General features: G+C 67.9%; 16 protein-coding genes. 6 read left to right on the forward strand and 10 right to left on the reverse strand.

What is annotated here, in order from left to right; genetic code table 11:
• Nucleotides 1-597: a 5-formyltetrahydrofolate cyclo-ligase gene (locus ACK3BB_RS18265; RefSeq protein WP_428926070.1), complete on the reverse strand. Its 597-nt coding sequence runs from the start codon at nt 595-597 to the stop codon at nt 1-3.
• Complete coding sequence (gene mgtE, locus ACK3BB_RS18270; protein WP_428926071.1) at nt 594-1,988, reverse strand: magnesium transporter; 1,395 nt, start codon at nt 1,986-1,988, stop codon at nt 594-596. Before mgtE ends, ACK3BB_RS18265 begins: the two co-directional genes overlap by 4 nt.
• Nucleotides 1,989-2,149: 161 nt before the next feature.
• Between mgtE and guaD the strand changes: the two genes are divergently transcribed.
• Nucleotides 2,150-3,442, forward strand: coding sequence for a guanine deaminase (guaD, locus tag ACK3BB_RS18275; protein ID WP_428926072.1), 1,293 nt, complete (start codon nt 2,150-2,152; stop codon nt 3,440-3,442).
• Nucleotides 3,443-3,677: 235 nt separating this feature from the next.
• On the opposite strand, the gene ACK3BB_RS18280 is transcribed toward guaD, so the two are convergent.
• From ACK3BB_RS18280 to ACK3BB_RS18295, 4 genes are all read right to left on the reverse strand, one after another.
• Entirely contained in the window at nt 3,678-4,163 is a 486-nt protein-coding gene (locus ACK3BB_RS18280) for a CAP domain-containing protein (protein WP_428926073.1), read from the reverse strand.
• Nucleotides 4,160-5,494 (reverse strand): 8-oxoguanine deaminase, encoded by a 1,335-nt coding sequence (locus ACK3BB_RS18285; RefSeq protein ID WP_428926074.1) that lies wholly within the window; start codon nt 5,492-5,494, stop codon nt 4,160-4,162. Before ACK3BB_RS18285 ends, ACK3BB_RS18280 begins: the two co-directional genes overlap by 4 nt.
• Nucleotides 5,491-6,291 (reverse strand): histidinol-phosphatase, encoded by an 801-nt coding sequence (hisN, locus tag ACK3BB_RS18290; RefSeq protein ID WP_428926075.1) that lies wholly within the window; start codon nt 6,289-6,291, stop codon nt 5,491-5,493. Before hisN ends, ACK3BB_RS18285 begins: the two co-directional genes overlap by 4 nt.
• A gap of 83 nt (nt 6,292-6,374) precedes the next feature.
• Nucleotides 6,375-6,752, reverse strand: coding sequence for a helix-turn-helix domain-containing protein (locus ACK3BB_RS18295; protein WP_428926076.1), 378 nt, complete (start codon nt 6,750-6,752; stop codon nt 6,375-6,377).
• Between the two features lie 362 nt (nt 6,753-7,114).
• On the opposite strand from ACK3BB_RS18295, the gene ACK3BB_RS18300 reads away from it, so the two are divergent.
• Nucleotides 7,115-8,074 (forward strand): NADPH:quinone oxidoreductase family protein, encoded by a 960-nt coding sequence (locus ACK3BB_RS18300; RefSeq protein WP_428926077.1) that lies wholly within the window; start codon nt 7,115-7,117, stop codon nt 8,072-8,074.
• A 40-nt stretch (nt 8,075-8,114) separates the two neighbouring features.
• Here the strand turns inward: ACK3BB_RS18300 and ACK3BB_RS18305 are convergent, their stop codons facing one another.
• On the reverse strand, nt 8,115-8,993 hold the full coding sequence (locus tag ACK3BB_RS18305) for a LysR family transcriptional regulator (RefSeq protein WP_428926078.1): 879 nt from the start codon (nt 8,991-8,993) through the stop codon (nt 8,115-8,117).
• 123 nt (nt 8,994-9,116) lie between these two features.
• On the opposite strand from ACK3BB_RS18305, the gene ACK3BB_RS18310 reads away from it, so the two are divergent.
• The 3 genes from ACK3BB_RS18310 to ACK3BB_RS18320 all read left to right on the forward strand — a co-directional run bounded on the left by ACK3BB_RS18310 (nt 9,117) and on the right by ACK3BB_RS18320 (nt 11,420).
• A complete protein-coding gene (locus ACK3BB_RS18310; RefSeq protein WP_428926079.1) occupies nt 9,117-9,320 on the forward strand; it encodes a DUF1127 domain-containing protein in 204 nt (67 codons plus the stop codon).
• A gap of 435 nt (nt 9,321-9,755) precedes the next feature.
• Nucleotides 9,756-10,526, forward strand: a complete 771-nt coding sequence (locus ACK3BB_RS18315) for a Bax inhibitor-1/YccA family protein (RefSeq protein WP_428926080.1) — start codon at nt 9,756-9,758, stop codon at nt 10,524-10,526.
• Between the two features lie 474 nt (nt 10,527-11,000).
• Entirely contained in the window at nt 11,001-11,420 is a 420-nt protein-coding gene (locus ACK3BB_RS18320; protein WP_428926081.1) for a GFA family protein, read from the forward strand.
• Between the two features lie 376 nt (nt 11,421-11,796).
• On the opposite strand, the gene ACK3BB_RS18325 is transcribed toward ACK3BB_RS18320, so the two are convergent.
• The 3 genes from ACK3BB_RS18325 to ACK3BB_RS18335 all read right to left on the reverse strand — a co-directional run bounded on the left by ACK3BB_RS18325 (nt 11,797) and on the right by ACK3BB_RS18335 (nt 13,087).
• Nucleotides 11,797-11,964 carry a hypothetical protein gene (locus tag ACK3BB_RS18325; RefSeq protein WP_428926082.1) on the reverse strand — a complete coding sequence of 56 codons (168 nt, stop codon included), beginning with the start codon at nt 11,962-11,964 and terminating at the stop codon, nt 11,797-11,799.
• 437 nt (nt 11,965-12,401) lie between these two features.
• On the reverse strand, nt 12,402-12,569 hold the full coding sequence (rpmG, locus tag ACK3BB_RS18330) for a 50S ribosomal protein L33 (RefSeq protein WP_005630270.1): 168 nt from the start codon (nt 12,567-12,569) through the stop codon (nt 12,402-12,404).
• Between the two features lie 155 nt (nt 12,570-12,724).
• Nucleotides 12,725-13,087, reverse strand: coding sequence for a hypothetical protein (locus ACK3BB_RS18335; protein WP_428926083.1), 363 nt, complete (start codon nt 13,085-13,087; stop codon nt 12,725-12,727).
• A gap of 318 nt (nt 13,088-13,405) precedes the next feature.
• Here ACK3BB_RS18335 and ACK3BB_RS18340 point away from each other — a divergent pair, with 318 nt between their 5' ends.
• Nucleotides 13,406-14,005, forward strand: coding sequence for a hypothetical protein (locus ACK3BB_RS18340; protein WP_428926084.1), 600 nt, complete (start codon nt 13,406-13,408; stop codon nt 14,003-14,005).
• Nucleotides 14,006-14,406 lie beyond the last annotated feature (401 nt).

Here is a 14,406-nt window from a genome sequence, read left to right on the forward strand (position 1 = left end):
TTATTCGACGAATAATCTCGACCCGCCCCCGGCCGGCTGCAACACCCGCGTTTCGGTGACGATCATGTCCAACGGCTGGTCGGTCGCATCGACCGGCAGGCCGTCGCTCTGCTGGGCGTCATAGGCAAAGCCGATGGCCAGCGTCGCCCGGATGCGCCGCAGCCGTTCCAGCGTGCGGTCATAGAACCCCCCGCCATACCCCAGCCGGCTGCCATTGAGATCGAAGGCCACCAGCGGCACGATCAGGATCTCGGGTTCCATCAGGTCCTCGACCGCCGGCACCCGCGCCCCGAACGGACCGTCGCGCAGCGGCGCCTCCGGCTCCCAGCGCGAGAATTGCAACGGCTGGCCCTGGCCGACGATCAGCGGCACGCAGACCGCCCCGTGGGCCGCGGCCTCGGACATCGCGGGCAACGGGTCTATCTCGGTGCGGATCGGCATGTAGCCCGACAGCGGCACCCCCCGGTAACCGGCCAGCACCTCGGACAGGCGCCCGGCCGTGCCCGGCCCGGCCATGTCATGGGCGGCCTGCCGCCGGGCAAAACCGGCATGGCGCGCGGCGACCTTGGCCCCGGCCAGATCCTCGACATCACTCACAGCATCACCAAAGTTGCCAGCCCCAGGAAGGCAAAGAACCCCATCATGTCGGTCATGGTCGTCACGAAGGTCCCCGATGCCAGCGCCGGATCCACGCCCAGCCTCTCAAGGGTAACCGGAATCATCGTCCCCGCAAGGGCCGCGACCATCATGTTGACCATCAACGCCGCGGCAATCACCAGGCCCAGCTGCGGCATCTGGAACCAGATCATGCCCACGATCCCCAGGCAGACCGCAAAGACCACCCCGTTCAGCAGCCCGACCGTAGCCTCGCGCCGCAGCACCCGGAACAGGTTGGCCGGCGTCAGGTCGCGCGTGGCCAGCGCCCGCACCGACACCGTCAGCGTCTGCGTCCCGGCATTGCCCCCCATCGACGCCACGATGGGCAGCAGCACGGCCAGCGCCACGAAGGCCTCGATCGTCGCCTCGAACTGGGCGATCACGACCGACGACAGCACCGCCGTGCACATGTTGACGAACAGCCAGGGCAGCCGGCTCTTCGAGGTCTGCACCACCCCTTCCGACAGCGAGCTTTCGGTCACCCCGGCCAGCAGCAGGATGTCTTCCTCGTGTTCCTCGTCCAGCACGATCATCGCGTCGTCGATCGTGATCATGCCGATCAGCCGGCCGTCCTCGTCGACGACGGGGGCCGAGATCAGGTGGTACTGGTTGAACGCATAGGCCACGTCCTCTTCGTCCTGGGTCACCGGAATCACCCGGAAGGCTTCCTCGGTGATGTCTTCCAGCCGCACGTCCCTGCGCGAGGCCATCAGCCGGCCCAGGGTCACGTTGGCCAGCGGGCGCATCCGCGGATCGACCAGCACAACATGGTAGAACTGGTCGGGCAGATCCTCGGAATTACGCATGTAGTCAATGGCTTCGCCGACGGTCCAGTGCAACGGCGCCCAGACCACCTCGCGCTGCATCAGCCGCCCGGCCGAACCTTCGGGCCAGGCCAGCGCCTGTTCCACGGCCACCCGGTCGGTGTCTTCCAGCGCGCCCAGGATGGCCTCGGCCTCGGCATCGCCCAGATCCTCGATCAGGTCGACGACATCGTCGCTTTCCAGGTTCCGCACCGCCTCGGCCAGCACGTCGGGGTCGAGGAACTGGATGACCTCCTCGCGCAGCGATTCGTCCAGCTCGGACAGGATGTCGCCATGCACGTCGCCGGAATAGAGCCGGATGAACCGGCCCCGGTCATAGGGATTGAACTGCTCCAGAAGGTCGGCGATGTCGGCCGCGTGCATCGGCTGCAACAGGCTTTCCAGCAGGTCCTTGTCGCCCACATCCAGCGCGTACAGGATCGACGCACGGGTCTTGCGGTCCAGCGCCCAGGCCTGTTCCTCGCGCGTGTCTTCTTCGGTCTCGGGCGGGTCTGTCATGTCGGACATGCGCGGCCTCCGTCTGCTCTTTTCGCGACCATAGGTCAGGGCCTGCGGCCTAGACAATGCCGTGCGGCATGGCCAGCCCGTAAATGGCCGAGGCCGATTTACCTTGGCCCGGGGCGGGGCTAGGTTTGCGGCGGTCCGGCTGCAACATAGGGCACAAACGCATGACGACGACACGCATTCTGGCCGGCCAGGTCCTGCATTTCGACAGCACCCCCTTTGCCGGCGATCCGCTGAGTGCCGCCCGGGTCGACAGCGCCGGCGGGCTGCTGATCCGCGATGGCCGCATCCTGGCCACCGGCCCGGCGGCCGAACTGCGCGCGGCCCATCCCGGGGCCGAGCTGATCGATCACGGCCAGGCCCTGCTGGTGCCCGGTTTCGTCGATGCCCATGCCCATTACCCCCAGACCGCGATGATCGCTTCCTGGGGCAAGCGGCTGATCGACTGGCTCAATCTCTATACCTTCCCCGAGGAAATGCGCTTTGCCGATCCCGCCTATGCCGGGGCCATCGCCGCGCGCTATTTCGACCTGACCGCCGCCCATGGCACGACAACGATCTGTTCCTTCTGCACGATCCATCCCGCCAGCGTCGACGCCTTCTTCACCGAGGCCCGGGCCCGGGGCCAGCGCGTGGTGGCCGGCAAGACCTGCATGGACCGCAACGCGCCCGAGGGCCTGCGCGACACGGCGCAATCGGCCTATGACGACAGCAAGGCCCTCCTGCAGCGCTGGCACGGTGTCGACCGGCTGTCCTATGCCATCACCCCGCGTTTCTCGCCGACCTCGACGCCCGATCAGCTGGATGCCATGGGCGCGCTCTGGGCCGAGCATCCCGATTGCCTGATGCAGACCCATCTCAGCGAACAGACCGACGAGATCGCCTGGGTGGCCGATCTGTTCCCCGAGGCGCGCGACTACCTCGACACCTACGAGGCCCATGGCTTGCTGGGCGGGCGCGGGCTCTATGGCCATGCGATCCACCTGGAACCGCGCGAGCGCGACCGCCTGCGCGAGGTGGGGGCCGGGCTGGTGCATTGCCCGACCTCCAATACCTTCATCGGCTCGGGGCTGTTCGACCTGGACGGGCTGATGGCCCAGGGCCAGCGGATCGGGCTGGCCACCGACACCGGGGGCGGATCGTCGTTTTCGATGCTGCGCACCATGGCCGCGGCCTACGAGATCGCCCAGCTGCGCGGGCGGGCGCTGCACCCGGCCGAATTGCTGTGGCTGGCCACGGCCGGCAGCGCCGAGGCCCTGCACATGGGCGACCGGATCGGGCGGCTGGCGCCGGGCTACGAGGCCGATGTGACCGTGCTGAACCTGGCCTCGACCCCGGCCATCGCCCAGCGGGCCGAGCGGGCCGAGGACATCTGGGAAGCGGTGTTCCCGACGATCATGATGGGCGATGACAGGGCGATCGAAGCCGTCTGGATCGGCGGCGCCCGGGCCGTCTGACGGGCGGCCCTTTCCGGCGCTCAGCCACGGCCCCGGTCAACCGCCCTGCCCTTTCCGCCCTGCCCGGCCTCGGGCCGAAGACGCTGAGCCAGCGGCGGCCTGCTCATCCCGGCCCGCCCGCATAGGGGTAGAGCGCAAATCGCCCCGAATCCGTTCGATTTCCCGGCCCCTGTGCCCTACTGCAATCGCGGACCACATTGTCGGCAGCATACCGTCGGCAATCGGCAGCACACACTCAGCAGGGTGTCGCAAAGACGGCCACCCAATAAGACGCCTCGTCCGGCCCCGCCCGGGCCACCGCCCCGACCACGGCTGATGACAGGGTGTTGTCGCGGTGCCCGGGGCTGCCCATCCAGCCGGCCACGACCCCTTCAGCATCGCCGTATCCGTGGGCCACGTTCTCGGCCGCGAGGCACCAGGCCAGCCCGGCCCGGGTCAGCCGGTCGCCCACCGACGCCCCGTCGGACCCCGGATGCCCCATGAAGCCCTGCCCGGCCATGTCGCCGGCATGGGCCAGCGCGGCTTCGCCGGCGCGCGGGTCGAACGCCAGCGCGGCCAGCCCCTGCCCGGCCCGTTCCAGGTTGATCAGCTCCAGCGCCCGGGGTGACAGCCGCGGGCCCGGCCCGCCGGCGGGCAGGCCCACGATGACCGGCGGATCGGCCGGCGCGGCACAGGCTCCGGCCAGCCCGATCGTCATCGCCCCGAGGCTGGCCCGGATCATGCCATCAGGCGGCGCACCAGCCGGCCCTGCTCGGCGATGATCTCGCCCAGGTCGACGCCCTGCAGCACGCCGTCGGCCACGACCCGCCGGCCTTCGACCAAGAGGTCGCGCACCCTGGTCGGCCCGGCCAGCACCAGCGCCGCTGGATCCCAGCTGCCCGCCGCCTCGATGCCGCGGGTGTCCCAGATTGCCACGTCGGCCCGCGCGCCGGGCTCCAGCCGGCCGCATTCGGGCCGGCCCAGCACATCCGCCCCGCCCCGGGTGGCGATCTCGAGCGCCTCGCGGGCGCTCATCCCGTCGCCGCCATGCACCACGCGTTGCAACAGCATCGCCTGGCGGGCCTCGCCCATCAGGTTGCCCATGTCGTTGCTGGCCGATCCGTCGACGCCCAGCCCCACCCGCACCCCGGCATCGCGAAAGGCCCGCACCGGGGCGATGCCCGATCCCAGCCGGCAATTGGAACAGGGGCAATGGGCCACGCCCGTGCGCGATGCGGCAAACAGGTCGATCTCGCGGCCGTCCAGCTTGACGCAATGGGCATGCCAGACATCCGGCCCGGTCCAGCCCAGGTCCTCGGCATATTGCCCCGGCCGGCAGCCGTAGGTTTCCAGTGAATAGGCCACGTCCTCGGCATTCTCGGCCAGGTGGGTATGCAGCATCACCCCCTTGTCGCGGGCCAGCAGCGCCGCGTCGCGCATCAGCTCGCGGCTGACCGAAAAGGGCGAACAGGGCGCGACGGCCACGCGGACCATGGCATCGGGCATCGGGTCGTGGAAGGCGTCGATCACCCGGATGCAATCGTCAAGGATCGCCGCCTCGTCCTCGACCAGCGCATCGGGCGGCAGCCCGCCCTTGCTCTCGCCGATGCTCATCGCCCCGCGCGTGGCCTGGAACCGCAGCCCGATGGCCTGGGCGGCGGCGATGGAATCGTCCAGCCGGGCGCCGTTGGGATGGATGTACTGGTGATCCGAGGTCAGCGTGCAGCCCGACAGGGCCAGCTCGGCCAGGGCGGTCAGCGCCGAGACATGGATCTCTTCGGGGCCGAACCGCGCCCAGATCGGGTAGAGCCGGCGCAGCCAGCCGAAGAGCAGCGCATCCTGCCCGCCGGGCACCGCGCGGGTCAGGCTCTGGTAGAAATGGTGGTGGGTGTTGACCAGCCCGGGCGTCACCACGCAGCCCCGCGCCTCGATCACCGTGCCGTCGGTGACCAGCCCGTGGCCCAGCTCGGCCACCATGCCGTCGCGCAGCAGCAGATCCGCCCCGGCCAGCTCGCGCCGGTCGTCATCCATGGTCAGGATCGTGTCGGCCCCCCGGATCAGGGTCTCGCTCATCCGACGCTGCCCAACCGTTCCAGCGCCGCCGCATGCAGCGTGGCATTGGCCGCGGCCAGCGCCCGGCCGCCCTGGTGGACCGGCCCGCCTTCCCAATCGGTCACGACGCCGCCCGCGGCTTCGATCACGGCGATCGGGGCCTGGATGTCATAGGCGTTCAGCCCGGCCTCGATGACCAGGTCGACCTGGCCGGCGGCCAGCAGGGCATAGGCGTAACAATCCATGCCATAGCGCACCAGCTTGACCTGGCCCGCCACGGCGTCAAAGGCCGCCCGGTCGGCCGGCGTGCCGATCTCGGGGAAGGTCGTGAAGAGGATGGCATCGGACAGAGCCGCCGTCGCCCGCGTGGCCAGGGCCTGGCGCCCGCGCGGGCCGGTGTATTCGGCCACGCCCATGCCACCGGTGAACCGTTCGCCGATATAGGGCTGGTCGACCACGCCCATCACCGGGCCATCGGCCTCGGACAGGGCGATCAGCACGCCCCAGGTCGGCGTGCCCGAGATGAACCCCCGCGTGCCGTCGATCGGGTCGAGCACCCAGGTCCGGCCGCTGGTACCCGGTTCCTGGCCGTATTCCTCGCCCCAGATCCCGTCGTCGGGCCTGTGCTCGGCCAGCAGTCGGCGCATCGCGGCCTCGGCCGCGCGGTCGGCCACGGTGACCGGGTCGAACCCGCCCGCTTCGGCTTCCTTGTTGTCGGTATCAAGCCCGGGCTGCCGGAAGTACGGCAGGATGGCATCGCGCGCGGCGTCTGCCATGAGATGGGCCAGGTCGAGGTCGGTAAGGGAAAATCCGGACATGGCATTGTCGTGCCAGCCCGGACCACTGAATACAAGCATAAGCAGAGGCCGGACGGATCCGCCCTCGGCCGGGACGTGGCAGATCAGGCTACATCGCTCAGAACACGGGCCAACTCAAAGAGGCGGCGGCGCTGGTTCTCGGGAATCGCATAGTAGGACCGCACCAGGTCCAGCGCTTCCTTGTCGCCCAACAGGTCGTTGGGAACGGCGGAATCGGCATTGGCCGTTTCCTCGGCAGAAGTGTCCTGCAGGCCCTCGAAGAAGAAACTGACCGGCACTTCGAGCGCATCGGCGATATCCCAAAGGCGGGACGCGCTGATTCGGTTCGCACCGGTTTCGTACTTCTGGATCTGCTGGAACTTGATACCGACCCGTTCCGCAAGCTGCTGCTGGGTCATGCCAATCAGCCAGCGACGATGGCGGACGCGCTTGCCCACATGCACGTCGACGGGATGGGTCATTTCGGTTCTCCTTTAGTTAACTATTTAAGCGACACGTGCTACCTAGTAATACGGCCAAAGTACCGCCCGAGCGCCTGCACAACTCCTCCCGGCAGCGCACTGATATCCCCAGCGTCCAGTTCGCCTTCCTCGGTGTCGTGAGTGTACGTTCTTTTCGGTTGAATACAAGCGAGCGATTTCCCGGTTTACGAGAAATTGAATCCAAATCGACGATTTCACCGGGGAATTCCGCCTATGTGCACATTGTTGCGGCGTACTTGGGATACCAAGTGCATCGCCACGGCGACCCGCAAACCGCCACCTTTGCCATGCTTGCCCGAAGCCCCCGCGGCGGGTAATCCGCAATGAGGGAGGGATTCCATATGCTTGCTTACCATGTTCTTGCCGCTGGGTCAGCGCCCGAATTGACGCAGGTGTCGCTGCCGGACCCCGGGGCAGAGCAGATCCGCCTGCGCATTCACGCCTGTGCGCTGAATTTCGCCGACCTGCTCATGATCAAGGGCACGTACCAAGACACGCCCCCGGCGCCCTTCACGCTCGGGCTCGAGGTGGCCGGCGAGATTCTGTCCGTCGGCCGGAACGTCACCGGGCTGGTGCCGGGGGACCGGGTGGCGGTTTATTCCGGCCAGGGCGGGCTGGCCGAAATGGGCAATTTCGATGCCTGCCGGGCGGTCAAACTCCCTGATCACGTGTCCTACGAGGCCGCCGCGGCCTTTCCGATCGCCTATGGCACGAGCCACCTTGCGCTGGACCACCGGGCCCGGATGCAGCCGGGCGAGACGCTCCTGGTGCTGGGCGCGGCCGGGGGTGTCGGGCTGACGGCCGTCGAGATCGGCAAGCTGATGGGCGCGACGGTCATCGCCTGCGCCCGGGGCGCCGAACGTCTGGCCATCGCCCGGGCGGCCGGGGCCGATCACCTGATCGACATCGAGGCGCCGGACCTGCGCGAGCAGATCATCGCCCTCGGCCGGGCCGACGTGGTCTATGATCCGGTGGGTGGCGCGGCCTTCCAGGCGGCCTTTCGGGCCTGCAAGCCCGAGGCCCGGCTGTTGCCCATCGGCTTTGCAAGCGGCGATGTCCCGCAGGTGCCGTCGAACCACCTGATGGTCAAGAACCTGTCGGTGCTGGGCGTGAACTGGGGCGGTTACATGCGGTTTGCGCCCGAAGTGCTGACCGGATCGCTGCACACCCTGCTGGGCTGGATCGCCGAAGGCCTGCTGACCCCGCATGTCAGCCACGTGCTGCCGCTGGACCGCGCGGGCGAAGGGCTGGAGCTGCTGCGCAACCGTGAGGCGACCGGCAAGGTCGTGATCACCACCTGAGGCCTGCCCTCATCGTTTGACTACAAACGACTAACGAAGGTCAGGCCGCCGACTCGACGGCCCGCACGCCCCCCGCCCCGGCAAAGCCCCGGCGCATCATGTCGGCCAGTTCCGCCACCATCGCCGTCTGGGTCGTGGCCGTGTACATGTTGATCAGCTGCACCGGCAGGTCGGGCAGCGCATCGCCATGGGGGATCTGTTCCAGATGCGCCGGCTCGGTCCCGGCGATCATCGTGGTCACGGCCAGGTCGGCCGCCACCGTCGCCTCGATCGTCCGGTCGCTGTCGGTCTCGACGGCCGTTTCCCAGGCCACCCCGGCCCGGTCCAGCGCGGCCAGCGATTGCGGGCGAAAGGCACAATGCTGCTGCGAGGCCACCCGCAGCGGTTTCTGCCGCCAGACCGACCCGCCCGGCGCGCCGATCCAGGCCAGCGGACGGTGGGCCAGCGTCTCGGCCCCTTCGCCGGCGGTGATTTCGGTCGTCAGGATCAGGTCGCAATCGCCCCGGGCGAACTCGGTGCGCAGGCTGGCCGAATAGGATGTCTTCAGATGCACCTTCACCCGGGGATAGGCCGCGTGGAACTGCTGCATCACCCGGGGGATCACCGGGTAGACAATGTCATGGGGCACGCCCAGCGTGATCTCGCCCTCGAAGGCCTGGTCGGTCAGCCGGGCCACCACCTCGTCGTTCAGCGCCACCATCCGCCGGGCATAGCTGAGCAGCTGATCCCCCGCCGCCGTCAGCGACACGCCACGCCGGGTCCGGTCGAGCAATTCGATGCCCAAGAGCTCTTCGAGCCGCTTCAGCTGCATCGACACGGCCGATTGCGTCAGGTTGAGGTAACCCGCCGCCCGGGTCACCCCGCCGGCGTCGGCCACCGCCACGAAAGAGCGCAGCGTGGTGATGTCCAGGTTTCTCATATCACAACCCCTGATGACTTATCGCACGAACATTCGTTTCCGGAATGTACCACGATCCTCCATATGTTCAACATGATTGATGAATGACCGCCCTGACATAACGATCAACGATAGGAGTTCCCGATGACCCAGATGATCCGCCGCACCGTCCTTGCCCGCCCCGCCCCGCGCCTGCGGCTGGCTGCCTTCTATGCCCTGTGGCGCCAGCGCCGCGCCCTGGCCCGGCTGGACGACAGCGCCCTGCGCGACATCGGTGTCAACCGGCGCGACGCCGCCACCGAGGCCGGCCGGCCGTTCTGGGACGTGCCCGCCAACTGGCGCGACTGATCCGGGCGACGGATGCACCGGCCCCCAGGGGGCCGAAGTGACTCGGACGGGCCCCTGTCGGGGCTCGGGTGCTCCCTAAGATCCTTTCGATCCTGAGCCGGCATGCCATGCAGCCCCCATCGGCATCCGGCCAGCCCCCCATCGGCACCCCGACGATCCCCCGTCGGCAGCCCCGCCGGTCCCGCGTCGGCATATTGCCGCAGGGCCGCTCCCTGCCGCCCCCCAATGCCGCCCCACCCACCCCGCGCCGCGCCTTTCGGCCGGGGCCGGGCGGCCCCCTGCGCCCGGGGCGAAGCGGAAACAGTCGGTCGCGACACATCCCGTCGAATTCGCACCGGAAAAGCTTGAACCGGAGCCGGCTTGCCACGATATTTCCCTTCGAGTGCGCGCGACCGAGAGGCCGCGCCCGTTAACGAACCCTAAGGGAGACCTAGAATGGCAGAATACCAAGGTGTCCGGTCCGCGGCTGGCATACGCACGGCAGCGATCGACGAGGGCCTCCGCGCCCACATGAACAAGGTTTACGGCACCATGTCCGTGGGCATGGTGATCACCGCGCTGGCCGCCTGGGCCATCGCCGGCCTGGCCGTGACCAACGTGCCGACCGAATACCAGATCGGCGCCGGCGAATACCTGACCCAGTTCGGCTATGCGATCTACGCCAGCCCGCTGAAATGGGTGATCATGTTCGCGCCCCTGGCCTTTGTCTTCGGCCTGAGCGCCGCCGTGAACCGCCTGTCGGCCTCTGCCGCGCAGCTGCTGTTCTACGTCTTTGCCGCCGTGATGGGCCTGTCGCTCAGCTCGATCTTCCTGATCTACACCGGCACCTCAATCGCCCAGGTCTTCCTGATCACGGCCATCATGTTCGCCGCGCTGTCGATGTACGGCTACACCACCAAGAAGGACCTGTCCGGCTGGGGCACCTTCCTGTTCATGGGCGTGATCGGCCTGGTCATCGCCTCGATCGTCAACATCTTCCTGGCCTCGGACGCGCTGACCTTCGCGATCTCGGTCATCGGCGTGCTGGTCTTTGCCGGCCTCACCGCCTACGACACCCAGCAGATCAAGACGACCTACATCCAGATGGCCTCGCATGGCGATCAGGAATGGCTGGCCAAGTCGGCCATCATGGGCGCGCTGAGCCTCTACCTCGACTTCATCAACATGTTCATCATGCTGCTGCAGCTCTTCGGGTCGCGCGAATAAGACCTGGCAGATCTGCCATTCAGTGACACCGAAAGGGCCGGCCCAAGGGACCGGCCCTTTTTCTTTGGCCATCGGGTTGGCCGGCCCGCGCGGTTGGACGTGTCGAACGGGTGATGCGATTGACCGATGCCGCTTGGCAAAACCCGGGGCATTGCCCATGGCGATCCGGTTCCACGGCCCCAATTGCCGCCTGCGCCATTACCCGCGCCGGTTTCCACGCCCATTTCCCCCGTCGCATTGCTGCCGCCGCTTTGCCTCGCCTATTCCCCGTCGCGCATTCCCCTCTTGCGCATGCCCTTTTCATTCCCCTTTCGCATCCCCCCGACCATTTCCACCTTCGCCCAATACCCAACCTGCCGCCCCTGCCCGGCCGATTGCCAAACCGTTTCCACCACCCGTGGCGGCTTTGCCATTGATCCCGGTGCGGGCCGGACATTACCAATGGCGGGCAATTGCCAGGAGGAGTGGCCGGACATGAGCGAGATTTCGACCGGAGGGTGCCTGTGCGGCGCCGTGACCTACCGGATCACCGGGCCGTTCAAGGGCTTCTTCCTGTGCCATTGCTCGCGCTGCCGCAAGGCCACGGGATCGGCCCATGCGGCCAATCTCTTCTCGGATGCCGCGCAGATCGACTGGCTGTCGGGGGGCGAGACGGTGCAGAACTTCCGGTTGGAGGGCACGCGCTTTACCCGCAGCTATTGCCCGGGCTGCGGCGCCTCGGTGCCCACGGTGTCGCGCGACGGCACGCGGATGATGGTGCCGGCGGGCGGGCTGGACAGCGACGTGGCCCTGCGGCCGGACGCCCATATCTTCTGCGCCAGCCGAGCCAATTGGGACAGCGCCCTGGACGCGGTCATCAAGCTGGAGAACGGCCCCGGCAGCGACGAGACCTGAACCGTGGATCCGGTCATGGAGCGATCTTGGTCGGCGCTCGAAGGCGACGCCGGTTGAACTTGCGTCCAGGCGCCGTGACACCCGATCGCCCGCCGGGCGCCAAACAGACTGAGCGGCATCCGGACACGGTGGCCCTGCCACGTTCCCAGCACGGTACAACAGGAGCAGGACCGAGGGCGCTGCGCAGATCGGACAAGCCCCGGGGCGCGAGGCGGCTTCAACCGGCCCCGCATGGGATTGTCCAGCAAGGCCCCCGAGCGCCGCGCAACGCTGCAAGCGCCCCGCGCACAACACGGCCCGACAGGGCCCGCGTGGTCAAAGACCGCGCGTCTGCCCGGGCGCGCGCCTGTGAACGCCCCGAGGCGATCAGGCGTGATCAGGGCCAGCTGGACTGGTCGACATAGACCAGCGGTTCCGGCGCGGCGGTGGCCTGCGGCTCGGCGCCAATGCCGTTGAACCCGGCCCCGCGCGGCGGCGTGCAGGCGGCCAGCAGCCCGGCCAGGACAAGGCCGGTTGCGGCCGTCGTGAAGATCTTGCGCAGCATGTCACATCCCCTCGTGCATCTGTCTGTCGGTGAACATGCCGCCCCACCTGCACCGCAATGATGACCGTTTTGGCCCGGCTTCGGGGCGGAAATGGGAATGGCCACGCCGGGATGACCCGGCTTGAGCTTGCAGATTGGCAGCGGCCGGACGGCCCGGCGGCGAAAGCCCCGATGGCCCGAGGGCAATTTGCCCGGCCGGGTGGATCTGCCGTGCGGGTCGGCCGGATGACCCCGGGAATAGCATTGGCCTGGATGGCCCTGCGGCAAGCCACGCACTGGACGCCCCCCAAGGCACGGCATCGCGCCCGGCGGCTTGGCCCAACGAGCCCCCGGGGCCGACACATATGGCCGAATGACACGCCAGTCGGCAGATGCAACGCAAAAGGCCACGCGCGGGGCGTGGCCTTGGCAAACCGTTCAAAAGGAACGGGAAAGGCTTACTTGATCTTGCCTTCTTTGTATTCGACGTGCTTGCGGGCCACGGGATCGTACTTACGCACGGTCATCTTCTCGGTCATGGTCCGGGCGTTTTTCTTGGTCACGTAGAAGTGGCCGGTGCCGGCGGTCGAATTGAGGCGGATCTTGATGGTTGTGGGCTTCGCCATGGTTGGTCTCCTGCATCGGGCGCGCAGGGCCCGGGTGTGTCTCGTGAAACCGGCGTTTTACGGAGATTTCGCCCTGAGTCAACCGTGAATTCGGTCACGCCCGGGGGGCCCGGATCCATGATCCGGGCTACCTTTCCGTCACGCCGGTGGCCGGGTCACTCGCCGCTGTAGCCGGCAGTTTCGCCCGTGGTGGTGCTGTCGCTGTCGCCACCGGTGGCCACCACGACGACCAGCAGCGCGGCCGCCGCTGCCGCGGCAACCTGGCCGGCGGTCAGCGCGGTGCCCTGCAGTTCGGCCGGCAGGCCCTGCGTCGGGGTCTGCGATCGGCAGGTCGCGCGCAGCAGGTTGCCGGACAGGTAGGTGGCATCGACCACGGTGCCGGTGCCACAGACCAAGCGCTGGCGCGCTTCGGCAAGGGCCTGGGCCGGAGATCCGACGGGTGTCTGGGCAAAAAGGGTGGAGGTGCTTGCGAAAAGGATGCCTGCGGCGATACAGGCGGATTTAAATGACGTTTTCATTGTTTAACCAAAATTGACCTATCCCATGGGGTACCATAGCCGGAGACGCGGATGTTCACAATTGTTGCGTCATGCGTTTGTCAGGCCAGCGGAATTCGCCCTTTTCTGCTAATTCCCATACGTCGCGGGGCAATCGCCCGGAGGCTTTGATTTCAGACCGATTCGCCCGGCACGCAGGTGCAGGGCCGGCCCACCCGCGACGGATTTGTCGGCGAATTCAATTGCCGGACGCAAAAGGCATGGCCCCATGCGCAGGCAAATTGTGCGACAGGGCAAAACATGCTCTAAATGGGCGCAGTTCTTTCGGAGGTTCATTTCATGTTTATATCCCGCGCCGCTGCCGGCCTTGCATCCATTTCCCTTGCCGTTGCGCCCTTGATTGCCGGGCCGCTGGCTGCCCAGACGGCGCCCGGCGCGCTTTACACCGTTGTCGTGCCGGCCGGCCAGTTCGGGTCCTCGGCCTACCTGACCCACGTGCTGCAGGGGCTGAGCGCGGCCCGGGCTTTCTGCGCGGCACTCAATGACGAGACGCTGAATGTCGATTGCCTGGCCGAGCGGCTGGCCGAGATCGGCGAGGAAGTGCCGGATGACACCGATTACGTCGAGATCCGTTCGATCCTGAACGACACGGCCGACCAGCTGGCCGACCTGGCGCGGACCAACCGCGATTCGGGCCGGTCGCGGGTGACGGCCAGCCAGCCCGGCCAGGAGCCGGGAACCATCGTGGCCCAGACGACCCGGCCGCTGGTGCCGGTGCGCCCCGAGACGCTGGCGGCGGTGAACAGCCAGGCGGTGGCGATCCTGGAAGAGACCGAGACGCTGCTGCTGCGCAGCGCGGCGTCGGGTGAGCAAAGCACGCAATATGCGCGGATTGCCGATGCGCTGGATTCCAACAAGGTGCTGCTGCGCTCGGCCTGACCCGCCGGTGATGGCGCGCGCCGCCGATGGGACGCGGCACGCGCCGGACCAAATCGGCGCGACGGGCTGGCCGTTGCGCCCAGCCCCCTGGACTGCGATGCGGTGTGCGTTGCCAAGTTCCCGCGACGCGGCAAGCGATTTGCGGGCGGCCCGGCACTGGGTCGGGCGATACTCACACGCGACGTGCCTGCCCGGGGGCGGAGCAGCACGCAAATGTCATGTGCCGCCGCGTGGGGGCCATGCGGAATATAGGCGCCCGGCAAGGGCGCGCGGCGATGTGCAAATGACCCGTGCTGCCGCGGCGGCCGCTCGGAATGCGCCTCCGATCAGGGCGGATCAAACCGCGGATACGCCCCACGGGCCGGAGTGAAATGAGGATGTCACCCGCCCGCAAAGGGGGC

Source organism: Marinibacterium sp. SX1 (assembly GCF_050389775.1).
Taxonomy (GTDB): domain Bacteria; phylum Pseudomonadota; class Alphaproteobacteria; order Rhodobacterales; family Rhodobacteraceae; genus Marinibacterium.